Annotated in this window: 13 protein-coding genes; 4 read left to right on the top strand and 9 right to left on the bottom strand. The window is 44.7% G+C overall.

Translation table 11 applies throughout. From position 1 onward, the window contains the following. Window positions 1-586: 586 nt before the first annotated feature. The 6 genes from fre to trxA all read right to left on the bottom strand — a co-directional run bounded on the left by fre (window position 587) and on the right by trxA (window position 6435). Entirely contained in the window at window positions 587-1300 is a 714-nt protein-coding gene (gene fre, locus ACE1OE_RS23615; RefSeq protein WP_372061669.1) for an NAD(P)H-flavin reductase, read from the bottom strand. Between the two features lie 12 nt (window positions 1301-1312). Continuing rightward, window positions 1313-1585, bottom strand: coding sequence for a 2Fe-2S iron-sulfur cluster-binding protein (locus ACE1OE_RS23610; RefSeq protein ID WP_102469965.1), 273 nt, complete (start codon window positions 1583-1585; stop codon window positions 1313-1315). Beyond that, on the bottom strand, window positions 1582-3447 hold the full coding sequence (gene ubiD, locus ACE1OE_RS23605; protein WP_449212435.1) for a 4-hydroxy-3-polyprenylbenzoate decarboxylase: 1866 nt from the start codon (window positions 3445-3447) through the stop codon (window positions 1582-1584). Before ubiD ends, ACE1OE_RS23610 begins: the two co-directional genes overlap by 4 nt. Before the next feature lie 101 nt (window positions 3448-3548). Then, entirely contained in the window at window positions 3549-4547 is a 999-nt protein-coding gene (locus ACE1OE_RS23600) for a hypothetical protein (protein WP_449212434.1), read from the bottom strand. A 108-nt stretch (window positions 4548-4655) separates the two neighbouring features. Next, complete coding sequence (gene rho, locus ACE1OE_RS23595; RefSeq protein WP_102469968.1) at window positions 4656-5915, bottom strand: transcription termination factor Rho; 1260 nt, start codon at window positions 5913-5915, stop codon at window positions 4656-4658. 193 nt (window positions 5916-6108) lie between these two features. After that, window positions 6109-6435 (bottom strand): thioredoxin TrxA, encoded by a 327-nt coding sequence (trxA, locus tag ACE1OE_RS23590; RefSeq protein WP_102469969.1) that lies wholly within the window; start codon window positions 6433-6435, stop codon window positions 6109-6111. Between the two features lie 108 nt (window positions 6436-6543). On the opposite strand from trxA, the gene rhlB reads away from it, so the two are divergent. After that, entirely contained in the window at window positions 6544-7839 is a 1296-nt protein-coding gene (gene rhlB, locus ACE1OE_RS23585) for an ATP-dependent RNA helicase RhlB (RefSeq protein ID WP_102469970.1), read from the top strand. A gap of 19 nt (window positions 7840-7858) precedes the next feature. After that, window positions 7859-9355, top strand: coding sequence for a guanosine-5'-triphosphate,3'-diphosphate diphosphatase (gppA, locus tag ACE1OE_RS23580; protein WP_449212433.1), 1497 nt, complete (start codon window positions 7859-7861; stop codon window positions 9353-9355). Window positions 9356-9418: 63 nt separating this feature from the next. On the opposite strand, the gene ACE1OE_RS23575 is transcribed toward gppA, so the two are convergent. The 3 genes from ACE1OE_RS23575 to recQ form a co-directional block, all read right to left on the bottom strand. Further along, window positions 9419-10090 (bottom strand): 7-cyano-7-deazaguanine/7-aminomethyl-7-deazaguanine transporter, encoded by a 672-nt coding sequence (locus tag ACE1OE_RS23575; protein WP_102469972.1) that lies wholly within the window; start codon window positions 10088-10090, stop codon window positions 9419-9421. Between the two features lie 193 nt (window positions 10091-10283). Then, on the bottom strand, window positions 10284-10586 hold the full coding sequence (locus tag ACE1OE_RS23570) for a DUF3630 family protein (RefSeq protein ID WP_449212432.1): 303 nt from the start codon (window positions 10584-10586) through the stop codon (window positions 10284-10286). Then, window positions 10579-12414: an ATP-dependent DNA helicase RecQ gene (recQ, locus tag ACE1OE_RS23565; protein WP_372061675.1), complete on the bottom strand. Its 1836-nt coding sequence runs from the start codon at window positions 12412-12414 to the stop codon at window positions 10579-10581. Before recQ ends, ACE1OE_RS23570 begins: the two co-directional genes overlap by 8 nt. Window positions 12415-12618: 204 nt before the next feature. On the opposite strand from recQ, the gene rarD reads away from it, so the two are divergent. Together rarD and ACE1OE_RS23555 are read left to right on the top strand one after the other, a co-directional pair. Next, the gene (rarD, locus tag ACE1OE_RS23560) at window positions 12619-13518 is read left to right on the top strand and encodes an EamA family transporter RarD (RefSeq protein WP_449212431.1); all 900 of its coding nucleotides are present in this window, start codon (window positions 12619-12621) and stop codon (window positions 13516-13518) included. Further along, entirely contained in the window at window positions 13518-14186 is a 669-nt protein-coding gene (locus ACE1OE_RS23555; RefSeq protein WP_372061677.1) for a LysE family translocator, read from the top strand. Before rarD ends, ACE1OE_RS23555 begins: the two co-directional genes overlap by 1 nt. Window positions 14187-14370 lie beyond the last annotated feature (184 nt).

The raw sequence follows: 14370 nt of genomic DNA, 5'->3' as shown, positions 1-14370 counted from the left end.
TAAGATTTTGTCGGCTCAATGAATACTGACTTCAAAACTGTCCCTTACTTAAAAAGTAAGAAGTAATTTTAAAGCTATTATCGTTCCAACAGAACGATAATGATTGTTGACTGTGTGACAGTAAGCGAGCTTACTACCCTTAGGTCACGTGTTCATTGAAAACCATTTTACTTCCGAAGAAGTTGTTCGTTTCTACTTTGCAGCAGAAGCAAACATAATGATTATCATCAACAAGTGTCCACACAGATTGATATAGGCTAAATTGTTAAAGAACATAACTTCGATGAGTAAACTTTCGTTTTTAAGCCTTTCAGCTCTCTGTCGAAGTGGGCGGCCATTTTATCTAAATAACTTGTCGTGTCAAACACTTTTTCAAACTATTTCGATTTGGCTCATTCCCTTCCAGGCCAGTCTGGCTCTTGCTTTGCTGCCTTCCCGTCTGGAGTGGCGCATTATAGGCAGATTGAACTGGTACGCAACCCCTAAATTGATTTTTTTTCGAAAAAACGTTTGTTTGGTGAAAAGAACAGCAGAAAAACAAAAGGAGAGTATAAAAACTCTCCTTTTCGGCCTGTTTTACTAAGATTTATATAAATGCGTACGCGTCTGAGTACATATGCTCAGGGGTCACCTGTTTATTTTGAGTAAACTGTTCACGTGCAGCCCCTGCCATTTCAAAGCGACCTGCAATATAAATATCAAAATCGGCTAATGACTCAAAGTCATCACCAACCGCTTGTAAAACATTTCCACGTTTACCATCCCACTGTGGATCCGCATTTTCAATAACTGGAATAAATTGGATATGCTTATGCTGTTCTTCTATTGCTAGTAATTCTTCTTTTGCATATAGCTGGTTCTCATCACGGCCTCCCCAGTACAGATAAATAGGCTGCACTATATTTTGGCTTATACAATGATCCAAAATAGAACGAACATAGCTAAAACCCGTGCCACCAGCAATTAATAATATTGGACGCTGACTGTCTTCTCGAATCCAAGCATCACCATGTGGTGCATCGATGTTAATATCAGCGCCGCTTTCTAATGCCGCTTTCATCGCGTCAACGACTTCAAGCGCATATGCATTATGTTCAGCAGCACCGATGTGTAGTTCGACCTCGCCTTCATGACGACAAGGGCTGCTTGCGATGGAAAATGGACGTTTATCTGACTCGCCCATCTCAACCATTAAGTACTGTCCAGCTTTAAAGCTAACAGGGTGCTCCGGGTGCAATAGGATTTGATAAGTATTTGAGGCTAATGGTTCTATGGACTTTACTTTAAATTTAATTGTCATTTTTTTTCTCTTTTATTCTTCACTAAAAGTAATCACAAGATCGCTTTCAGCGTGAGCAAGGCATGAAAACATCCAGCCTTGCTGTTTTTCTTTTTCAGTTAGCATAGGCTCAAGTTCATAATGAACCAGCCCAGTTCGAATACGGCATAGGCATGAAGCACAAGCCCCTACTTTGCAACGATGTGGGAACGCTATATTTTGGTTGAGCGCTGCGTCTAACACCGTTTGTCCATTAGGAACGATAAACTCTAGCTTCTGCGGTAGCAGTGTTACTTTATGACTCATAGGATGTCTAATTCATCCCATATCTGGTCAATTTTCTCTACGACTAATGGATCTTTCTTAATTGGCACACCCCACTCTCGCAGCGTTTCTTTCCCTATTTTGTTGGTGGCATCTAAGCCAGCTCTTGAACCATGACTATCCAACATCATCGTATCTCTAGAAGGGTCCATTCTGGTGGTGATCGCCCAAATGACATCATTCCAATCACGTACGTTGACATCCTCATCGCATGCAATAAGAAACTTTATATTCAGATGAGGCTGCACAATGTCCCATATCCTGTCCATGACAATGACAGCTTGCCCCGATGACTGCTTCTCAATTGCCACCATCGCCATACGGCTTTCCCCCTGGCCTGGTGCTATATAAAAGTCGCGTATTTCTGGAAGTTGTAATTTCACTTCCTCGATAACATCTGCCAGATTACTTTGGGACATTTGTACATAGGTGCTGGTGTCATTAACTTTAACCGTTCTCATAGCCAACTCAGCTTCCCATTTAACGGTAGCATCGAGCCCCATTTTTGAACCCAGCCCTACCACTGGAGAAGCAAAGTCTAAAGAGTCTATCGGTGTTGTATCGATCAACAATGTGTCGTTGGACGGTTCCGTGTTGCTATTCATCGCCTGAACGACGTCATCCCAGTCTCTTGCATTCACACTTTCATCACACACAATCACAAACTTGGTGTACATAAACTGGCGTAAAAAAGACCACACTCCCATCATGACGCGCTTGGCATGCCCTGGATACTGCTTCTTCATCGTCACTACCGCCATCCGATAAGAGCATCCTTCCGGTGGTAGATAAAAATCGACAATTTCTGGAAACTGCTTTTGTAGGATCGGAACAAACACCTCATTGAGCGCAACACCTAATACCGCAGGCTCATCGGGTGGACGCCCTGTATAGGTACTGTGATAAATCGGGTCGTTTCTCATTGTCACATGAGTGATCGTAAAGACATGATGCTTTTCGACTTCATTGTAATACCCTGTATGATCACCGTAAGGGCCTTCATCAGCAAATTCTGCCGGGTCTATGTACCCTTCTAAGACGATCTCAGCACTGGCTGGCACCTCAAGGTCATTACTGATGGATTTTACAACTTCCGTCTTTTCGCCTCTTAATAACCCTGCAAAAGCATACTCAGATAATGTATCTGGTACTGGTGTTACGGCACCTAAAATCGTAGCGGGGTCGGCACCAAATGCGACAGAAACAGGAAATGGCTTACCTGGGTGTGTTTCCATCCAATCTCTGAGATCAAGTGCGCCTCCACGATGAGCGAGCCAACGCATGATCACTTTATTCTTACTTAGCTTTTGTTGACGATAGATACCGAGATTTTGTCTATTTTTATTCGGCCCTTTGGTCACGGTCAGGCCCCATGTTAATAGCGGCGCAACATCGTCAGCCCAACAACTCATCACTGGGACCTTATCAAGGTCAACCTGATCACCTTCCCATACTACCTGCTGACAAGCCGCTTTTTTTAGTCGCTTGACTGGCATATTCAAGACTTGTCGGAATACTGGCAGCTTATCAAGGGCATCTTTAAATCCCTTCGGCGGCTCTGGCTCTTTTAAATAGGCTAACAATTTACCAACTTCACGCAGCTCAGAGACATCTTGTCGACCCATCCCAATAGCGACACGCTCCGATGTGCCGAATAGGTTCGTCAAGACAGGCATGTCGTAGCCAATAGGGTTTTCAAACAGTAATGCGGGCCCACCAGCACGTAGAGTACGATCACTGATTTCGGTCATTTCATAATGTGGATCGACAGCATGAGTAATACGCTTTAATAGCTGCTTACTCTCTAAGTGATCGATAAAATCTCGCAAATCCTTAAAATTCATAGGGTATACATCGCCTTGAAAGATGCAGGCATTATATACGCAAACTTCGCCAGTAGGCGAAGTTTGCGGCAAAAAGGATGATATCCATCCACTCAGTTTACCTAATTAGACAAGGCTCGAAGTATCAAACTCGCTTTTACATCATTGTTGGTAGAAACGACATCTCTAACCCAACCGCTATGGCCATTTTGTGCCAATTGCTTCGCGACAAAAGAAGCATCATCGGACAAGGTCATTCGAGAGACGAGGAATTGTTTCACTTCATCTGGCAGTGGGTTAATTTGTGCCAACTCTGATAACGCCTGCTGTTTTAAGCTTGGGTTCATCGCCGCCTGCATCATTTGTTGCTGTGCAAAGACACTCTGTACATCCGCTAAGCGCTCTAATTCAGCTTGACTGTTGTGATCGGCTCTCATTTTCCACAATAATTGATAGAGTTGCTCATCTTCACTAACCTGAGCCATCCTTACCAAAACTTGAGTCGAAGGAAGCCATTCCGTGACTTTAGTATTCGTCAGCTGACCAATGAGAAAATGACTGCCTTGCGGTGACAAACTATCAAACTCACTAACAAGTATGTTTTCTCGGCTTTGGCGATCATAATCACTCCCCTCAGATAACCACTCTCTTAAACTCAGTTGACCACTCTCTGCAAGCAAGATGAAATCTAGCGTCTTTTGGTCACTGTTCCATTGTTTGATGAGTCGTGCTGAAATTGCCGGATAATTAAAAGCTGGCACCGAAAATTCATACCCTTCTCCTCTTTCCAAAACGGTATAGATAGACGGTAGTGACTTTTGGCTTTTAACGAAGATCGCCATTTTTGAAGTGAGTATCGTGTTACGGTATTCAATATCTTGAAGCAGTAAGAAACGGGCCACCTCTTGCTGTGGCAACGCGAGACGATTCAAGGAAAACCTAAGGCTATCCACCTCATCCCTTTCGACCAAATCAATGTACTCAGATACTTTCAGTTGGATTTGAGTACTGTTAAGCCAGTAATTGACCTCTTCTCTTGTCATTTCCTTAGACGCCATTGCAGATGGCACAACCAAGACTGCAAGACTCAGGAGAAACGACGCTAACCATCCTTGTAGCATTTCAACCTCCTGTTAACACTTTGTTAAGTGTGCGCCTGAAAAGGAGGAAGTGCAAACAAAAACGCCACCCTTGCTGGGTGGCGTTTTAAATTTGAGAAATGCTATCCGTTATTGACGGCGCATTGCATCAAAGAATTCGTTGTTCGTTTTGGTCATCGCAAGCTTATCAATGAGGAATTCCATTGCATCCGCTTCACCCATTGGGTGGACGATTTTACGCAAAATCCACATCTTCTGAAGCTCATCAGGCTTCGTTAACAACTCTTCACGACGAGTACCTGAACGATTGAAATCAATCGCAGGGAAGATGCGCTTTTCTGCAATCTTACGGTTAAGGTGCAGTTCCATATTACCTGTACCCTTAAACTCTTCGTAGATAACTTCGTCCATCTTAGAGCCTGTATCAACCAACGCTGTCGCGATGATAGTCAAGCTACCACCTTCTTCAACATTACGAGCAGCACCAAAGAAACGTTTTGGACGATGCAGAGCGTTCGCGTCTACACCACCGGTCAGTACTTTGCCTGATGACGGTACAACGGTGTTATAAGCACGAGCCAAACGAGTAATTGAATCCAGTAAGATAACGACATCTTTCTTATGTTCAACCAAGCGTTTTGCTTTTTCGATTACCATCTCAGCCACTTGCACGTGGCGTGATGCTGGTTCGTCAAAGGTTGACGCGACCACTTCACCTTTTACAAGGCGTTGCATCTCGGTCACTTCTTCTGGACGCTCATCGATAAGTAAAACCATCAACTCACAATCTGGATGGTTGTGCGCGATGCTTTGTGCAATATTTTGCAGCAACATTGTTTTACCCGCTTTTGGCGGAGCAACAATAAGACCACGCTGGCCTTTACCGATTGGAGAAGCTAGATCGAGAATTCGTGCCGTAATATCTTCTGTTGCACCGTTACCACGCTCCATAACCATGCGCTCGTTAGCGTGCAGAGGAGTGAGGTTCTCGAACAAGATTTTATTACGTGCATTATCCGGCTTGTCGTGGTTAACCGTGTTAACTTTCAACAATGCGAAATAACGCTCACCGTCTTTTGGTGGACGAATTTTCCCGGCGATAGAATCACCAGTACGCAGGTTAAAACGGCGAATCTGACTCGGAGAGACATAAATGTCATCGGGACCAGCTAGATACGAGCTGTCTGCGCTACGCAGGAAGCCAAACCCGTCTTGAAGAATTTCTAGAACCCCGTCGCCAAAGATATCTTCACCACTTTTCGCATGCGCTTTTAAGGTGGCGAAAATAATGTCTTGCTTACGCAGACGAGCCAAGTTCTCTAGGCCTAATGATTCGCCAAGCTTGACGAGCTCAGAAACAGGTCTGTTCTTTAATTCTGTTAAATTCATTGTGGTGGATGTTTGTTTAGTCAAAATAGGATCTATTTTCTTATGTAAGATGGATTTGGTCTCAGGAACGACCAAGAAGTGAACGTTTGTTTAATTAACGTGCGATAAATTAGCACTAAAACTTATTCTAGTCTAGCTTTGGGAAAAACAAAACCGTGTATTTGTTAAGATACACGGTTTTCGTTACTTATCATTATAGATTTGCGTCCAAAAACTCTTTTAATTGTGTTTTTGAAAGTGCACCAACTTTCGTTGCAGCAACCGCACCATCTTTAAATAAAAGCAGTGTCGGAATACCACGAATACCGAATTTTGGTGGCGTACCCGCATTCTGATCAATATTAAGTTTACCGATAGTGAGCTTGCCTTCGTATTCTGTTGAGATCTCATCCAGGATAGGAGCAATCATTTTACAAGGACCACACCATTCTGCCCAGAAGTCAACAAGAACCGGGCCTGCAGCATTAATCACGTCAGTTTCAAAACCGTCATCAGTCAGCTGCAAAATCTTTTCACTCATCTTTCACTCCGATATTTTTCGTGTTGATGAGATAATCACCAACAATTAGTTCTCCTATTGGAAAGTATTTAACTTCGTATTGCAAGCTTAAGCTGATATTCTGTGCCGATGAAAAAGACGCATATCACAGAGCAAAAATTCGCCGATTTGGATTTACAACCGCAAATCATTGAAGGACTGGAAAAAAAAGGGTTCGAATTCTGTACCCCTATCCAAGCCTTGGCGTTGCCGGTACTGCTCACCGGCCAAGATATTGCAGGCCAGGCCCAAACAGGGACTGGGAAAACGCTCGCGTTTCTTGCTGCTACCTTTAACCACTTACTCATCACTCCTGAAAATGATGGTCGTACGCCTAACCAACCGCGTGCAATTATCATGGCCCCGACTCGTGAATTAGCCATCCAGATCCATAACGATGCTAAACCACTTATCGAGAGCACAGGACTAAAGACAGCACTCGCTTACGGTGGCGATAGCTACGACAAGCAACTAGCTCAGTTTGAACAAGGTGTCGATATCCTAATCGGTACCTGTGGTCGTATCATCGATTTCTACAAGCAGCGTGTTTTCAACCTAAACAATATCCAAGCCGTCGTTCTTGATGAAGCTGACCGCATGTTTGATTTAGGCTTTATTAAAGATATTCGCTTCTTGTTCCGTCGCATGCCTGAGCCAAAAGATCGTTTGAACATGTTGTTTTCTGCAACCTTGTCTTACCGAGTACAAGAGCTTGCTTTTGAACATATGCACAACCCTGAGCATGTCGTTGTTGAACCTGAACAAAAGACCGGACACCGCATTCAAGAAGAGCTTTTCTATCCGTCTAACTCAGAGAAAATGACTCTATTACAGACGCTGATTGAAAACGATTGGCCAGATCGTGCCATTATCTTCGCCAACACTAAGCACAAATGTGACAAAGTTTGGGGACATCTCGCAGCCGACGGTCACCGTGTTGGCCTATTGACTGGCGATGTACCACAAAAGAAACGTGAAAAAATCTTGGAACAATTTACCCAAGGTGACGTTGACATCCTTGTGGCAACCGATGTTGCTGCGCGTGGATTACACATTCCTCAAGTCACACACGTGTTTAACTTTGACCTCCCTGACGATTGCGAAGATTACGTACACCGCATTGGTCGTACTGGTCGTGCTGGTGCGAGTGGACACTCAATCAGCTTTGCTTGTGAAGACTATGCGATCAACTTGCCAGGTATTGAAGAATACATTGAGCACTCAATCCCAGTATCGGATTATGACTCAACGGCATTATTGACCGACCTACCGGCTCCTTTGACAACGATGAGACCTCGTAACTCAGGCCAACGTCGTACCAATACGGGCGGCCCTAGACAGTCAAATCGTAAACCACAAAGAAGACCAAGAGCACCACGCTCTTAAAAGGAAGTAGCCACATTTTATGAGTCAAGCAGTTAACTCTTCACCCTTGTATGCCGCGATTGATTTAGGTTCGAACAGCTTTCACATGTTGGTGGTTCGACATGTTGACGGGAGCATTCAAACCATGGCCAAGATAAAGCGTAAGGTTCGCCTTGCCGCTGGTTTGAATAGCACTATGGCATTAAGCCCTGAAGCCATGCAGCGCGGATGGGATTGTTTAAGTCTCTTTGCTGAGAGACTACAAGATATTCCTCAAGACAATATCCGTATTGTGGGAACCGCTACGTTGAGAACCGCCACAAATGTGGATATCTTTCTCGATAAAGCAAACGAAATTCTTGGCTATCCAATCCAAGTGATTTCAGGTGAAGAAGAAGCGGCGACAATTTATAAAGGGGTTGCCCATACCTCTGGTGGCACTGGCCGTAGATTAGTCGTGGATATTGGCGGTGCAAGTACCGAGTTAATTATCGGTGAAGGGTTTGAGCCTAAGGCATTAACCAGCTTAAAAATGGGCTGTGTGACATGGCTTGAGCGTCACTTCAAAGACCGCCAATTAAACAAGAAAAACTTTGACTGCGCCATCAACGCAGCCAAGGACACCTTGGCACCAATACTCAAGCAATACCAAGAACTTGGTTGGGATACTTGTGTTGGTGCGAGTGGGACAGTACAAGCACTGCAAGAGATCATGCTCGCACAGGGTATGGACGAAGTTATCACGCATGCGAAACTCAAACGCCTCCAAAAACAGGCAATGCAAGCCGATCACTTAGAAGAGCTTGATATCGAGGGATTGACGCTTGAACGAGCACTTGTCTTCCCGAGTGGTTTATCGATTCTCATCGCCGTATTCGAGCTATTAAATCTCGATTACATGACGCTTGCGGGCGGCGCATTACGCGAAGGGATGGTTTACGACATGGTCTCTGAGCTTCAGCAAGATGACATCCGAGCGCGAACGATCGGTAGCCTACAATCACGTTGTCAACTCGATGTCAGCTATGGTGAGCAAGTCGCAACAACGGCAAGCCAATTGCTGAGCGCCTGTGGCGGAACGACTTGCATCCATGAACCCCATGGTGAAACACTGTTAACAACCGCAGCGAAACTGCATGAAGTAGGACTCACCTTTGATTTTAAGAAAGCAGGTGAGCATGGTGCTTATCTACTTCAAAATATCGATCTCCCGGGTTTTACCCGTGCTCAAAAGCACTTTTTGGCCGAGGTTGTACGACGCTACAAAGATCAATTGAGTCCACTGCCACCGCAACATGCGGTCTCAGCACAAAGTGCGACACGTACACTGCGCTTACTGCGCCTTGCGGTGATCATTACGCACAGAAGACAAAGCAGCCTACAACCAAATGTCTCTCTGACCAGCCAAGATGATAATTTGATTTTGACGTTAGATAAGCAGTGGCTCGATAACAACCCTCTTACCGCTGCAGAGTTGGAGATCGAATCGAATCGTCAATCTGACTTGGGCTGGCCGTTAACCATCAATGCCGTTTAAGCGCTTTATTTGAACCAAAAAAAACCGAACATGCGTTCGGTTTTTTTATCTCTTTTAAACGTCCTATGCTTTCACACCCGTTATTTTAAACTCACCATTACTTGCGGTAAGTTTCTTCACTAAGTAATTCAGCAATACCCCATACATCGGAACAAATAGCCCTAAACTGATCACAAGCTTGAAGCCATAATCAACTAATGCAATCTCAGTCCAATGCTCTGCCATAAATGGATCAGGGCTTTGGTAAAACGCGATAGCAAAGAACGCAAGTGTGTCTAGCGCATTACCAAACAACGTCGAACACGTCGGTGCTACCCACCATTTTTTCATTTGACGCAATCGGTTGAAGACATGTACATCCAAAATCTGTCCCAGCAAGTAAGCCATAAAGCTAGCAGCTGCAATACGAGCCACAAACAGATTGAACTCACCTAAATGTAGGAAGCCTTGAAACTGTCCTTCAAAAAACAGTACTGATAGCCCGTAAGAGACCAGTAGAGCTGGGAGCATGACCAAGAAGATGATTTTTCTTGCCATTTTTGCACCAAAAATGCGAACCGTGAGATCCGTTGCCAAGAAAATAAACGGAAAGGTAAATGCACCCCATGTGGTATGAAAACCAAATACGGTAAAAGGCAGTTGTACCAAATAGTTACTTGAGGCAATGATGACCAAGTGAAATAAAACGAGAAGTGCTAACGCGTTGCGCTGTTGCGCAGGAGAAAAATGATTCATATTGTACCTTTTTCGTTTTGCTTGGGGTGGAGGGAACCCAAGTGAGACAACGTCTCTAATGACAGTAATAAAATATCGATGTTTCCATCGATTCGCGGCGGGCGATTATACATTAATCAATTCTAGGCGCAATAGAGGCCAGAAACGCAAACGTTTTACTCGTCAAAATAGCGATAACGACATCCGTTATCCGTTAAAAGCCTCGCTGAAAAAGTGTCGCAAGAAAATCAAGGTCTTCGATAGAATTCGTTTTATCAAGAGCTTCAAACCACATCAACTCACTGTAATGTTCGCCTTTTAATAATAATCGACAGCCTTCAAAGTCCACCAGCCAGGTATGTAAATCAGCATCCCACTGTTTTTCAATCACTTGTGCCGACAACGCTGTAACCATTCGGTCAGCTAACACCTCGAAGCTATCGAAATCAAACGAAGGGGCTGCAATGAGCAACTGACCCTGGTCTTGGATGTATTCATGCAGTCCGAAATCAGCCATGGTTGGTTAAATGCTCCTGGATTAAATCTAAGAATGGATTCGCATATTTTTCTAACTTACGCTCTCCGACCCCATTCACCGCCAACATTTCGCCATACGATGTTGGTAATATCTCTGCCATATCAATAAGGGTAGCGTCACTAAACACCACATAAGGTGGCAAACTATCTTCATCAGCAATCGATTTTCTTAGTTTACGCAATTTAGCAAACAGCTTTTTGTCATAGTGCTTGGATACCATTTTCTCTGACTTTGCCGTCCGAGCCGCAGTATCTAAACGAGGCACCGCAAGCTCAAGAGGCATATCCCCACGCAACACCGGACGAGCTTCTTCTGTCAATTGTAAGGTTGAATTACGCGTAATATTTTGGTTAAGCAGCCCCTTATGGATCAGCTGCCTAAAAATACTCACCCAATAATCATGGCTATGATCTCGGCCAATACCATAGGTTGTCAGCTTATCGTGGCCATGCTCTCTGACTCGAATATTAGCCATACCGCGTAATACCTCGACCACATAACCAATACCAAAGCTCTGGTTCACTCGATACACACATGACAAGGCTTTTTGTGCTTGTTCCGTCGCATCGAAACGTTTAGGAGGATCGAGGCAGATATCACAGTTACCACAAGGCTCTTCACGATACTCACCGAAATAGTTCAGCAGAACCTGACGTCGGCAGGTCTGCGCTTCAGCAAACGCACTCATAGCGTTAAGTTTGTGGCTCTCGACTTGCTTCTGAGGGCCCTCATCCTTTTCATCTAGCATACGACGCAGCCAACCAATATCGGCTGGATCATAAAGCATCATCGCCTCAGCAGGGAGACCATCTCGACCTGCGCGGCCAGTTTCTTGATAATAGGACTCAATGTTACGCGGAATGTCGAAATGCACGACAAAACGGACATTCGGTTTGTTGATCCCCATACCAAATGCCACCGTGGCAACCACTATTTGAATATCATCACGCTGGAAAGCATCCTGCACATACGCACGCTCATCGGTATCCAGTCCAGCGTGATAGCTGGCTGCTCGAATATGGTTATTGCAGAGCTTCTCCGTGACCATTTCTACTTTCTTGCGGCTGCCACAATATATAATGCCACTGCCACCTTTATTTTCAGCAAGAAAACGAACCACCTGAGATACCGGCTTATGTTTTTCAACTAAGGTGTAACGAATATTGGGTCGGTCAAAACTGCCGAGATATTCATGGGGATTTTGTAAGCTCAGACGCTGGATGATATCTTTTCGTGTTGCATCATCGGCCGTCGCGGTTAGCGCGATCACCGGCACAAACGGAAACAATTCTTTTAGTCGCCCCAGCGCCGCATATTCAGGTCTAAAGTCGTGCCCCCACTGTGAAATGCAGTGCGCCTCATCCACCGCTATCATTGAAAGCTCGATGTGTTCAAGACGTTCAATAAAATCACGCATTAAGACACGCTCTGGTGAGACGTATACCAGCTTAATTTGACCGCTGTTCATACGACGGTAGGTGTCCACCAACGCCTCTCGGCTCATCGTTGAGTTAATGCATTCCGCCGCTACGCCGTTCGCTTTTAGCTGATCAACCTGGTCCTTCATTAGTGAGATAAGAGGAGACACAACGATAGTAATACCACTGCGCACTAACGCTGGGATTTGGTAACACAACGATTTCCCCGCGCCAGTCGGCATAATGATTAAGCCATCCAAGCCAGCTATCGCGTTATCAATCACTTCTTGTTGACCGGGTCTAAAGTCTTGGTAACCGAAGACCGACTCTAGGATCGACTGTGAACTTGGTAATGATTCGGGCTGTTCAGCAAGTAACACAGCGGTCATGCAATATCCTGACAATAAATGAAGGGCGAAAGACGCTACATTGTAGAGATGTTCTAGGGGGAATGAAACTGGAATTCGTTGACCGTGTGGATTAAACGTCGGCTATCATTCATACAATAATTAGTGCCACAGCCAGTGAGGCGCTATACTGCTCAGCTTCCCCTTTTTTAAGCCAAACTGGCTTTCGCTTTTGAGAACCACAGCATGCCCTTAGAACAACAACGAGCCAAAGAAGGTATATTACTTGCCGTCGGTGCTTATACCATGTGGGGGATCGCCCCTATTTACTTCAAAGCACTGGGTGATGTCTCCCCTTTGGAAATCTTGAGTCATCGCATCATTTGGTCGTTCTTTTTACTGGCGGGACTGTTGCACCTAAGTCGCCGATGGCGCGGTGTGCGCGATGTTCTTAAATCTAAACAAAAAATGGTTTTCTTAATCACAACCTCTTTGCTTGTAGGCACAAATTGGTTGATCTTCATTTGGGCAGTCAACTCCAATCACATGCTTGATGCAAGCCTGGGTTACTACATCAACCCATTGCTTAATGTCATATTGGGTATGCTTTTTCTCGGTGAGAGACTGCGCAAAATGCAATGGTTTGCAGTTGCTCTCGCGGCCGTGGGGGTTCTCATTCAGTTATTCGTCTTTGGCTCTATTCCTATCGTTGCCCTAGCGCTGGCCACCAGCTTTGGCTTCTATGGTCTACTGCGTAAAAAAGTGAACTTAGACGCTCAGACGGGACTCTTTGTTGAAACCCTGGTACTCCTTCCTGTTGCCTTGATCTTTCTCACGCTGTTTGCGGATACTGCAACATCAAACCTGTTCAATAATGACATGAAGCTCAACCTGTTACTGATTTCGGCAGGGATTATTACCACATTACCATTACTGTGCTTTACCGGTGCGGCGACTCGCTTAAAATTATCCACACTGGGATTTTTTCAATATATTGGTCCAAGTTTAATGTTTTTGCTCGCGGTCTTAGTTTACGGCGAAGCGTTTGCGATGGATAAAGCACTGACCTTTGCATTTATCTGGGGTGCTCTACTAGTCTTCAGTTTCGATGGTCTTAAAAATAGAACACAAAAGAAGTCTCAATAATGAATGAAATCACAATATTAATGACACTCGCGACCGTTCATTTTGTTGCCTTAATGAGCCCAGGCCCAGATTTTGCTCTTGTGGTACAAAATGCCACTAAATACGGAAGGCAAACTGGCTTTTATATCGCGCTTGGGCTATCGCTTGGTATCTTAATGCATGCCATCTTTAGCCTAACTGGGGTGAGCTACATCATCCATGAACATCCCGCATTATTTGCTTTGCTTCAGTGCGCTGGCGGGCTCTATCTTTTGTACCTTGGTATTGGTGCGCTGCGATCAGTTGCTTCTCGCTGGTCAGATAGAAATACCCAGGAAACGTTGCGCTCCGATAGCCGCTTACTGCTAAATAATCGAAGACAAGCGCTGTCACGTGGTTTCACAACCAACATTTTGAATCCAAAAGCGTTAGTGTTCTTTATTAGCCTAATGTCGAGCTTAGTCCCTGCCTCTATGTCGGTTCCGGGCAAGATCAGTGCCCTCTTTATATTATGGTCACTATCACTCGCTTGGTTCTCCTTTCTTGCTTGGGCCCTATCAACAAAAAGACTTCAACAACGTCTTTTATCCGTCTCTATTTATATCGATGCGCTGTGTGGCATCTTGTTTTCGGGGATTGGTTTGGTGATCTTGTACCAAGTGACAATGACACTATCTGCATACAATTAGGCCATTCGACATCCTCTGTGTAAGAGATCTCTCACAAAGAAGTAGGCCATTAGCACTTTCGCTCGCACAAATAAGCCCAGAGAAAAACCTAAGCACATGATAATTAAAAACTTTCAATTTCAGCCCTATCATTTGAGTGGTGGTTTTCTCTCTAAATCGGATTGTTCGATGCGCCATTTAGTTT

The organism is Vibrio sp. E150_011 (assembly GCF_053544015.1).
Note: the sequence above shows the minus strand (reverse complement) of the source record. Positions and strands in the feature narration are given on the sequence as shown.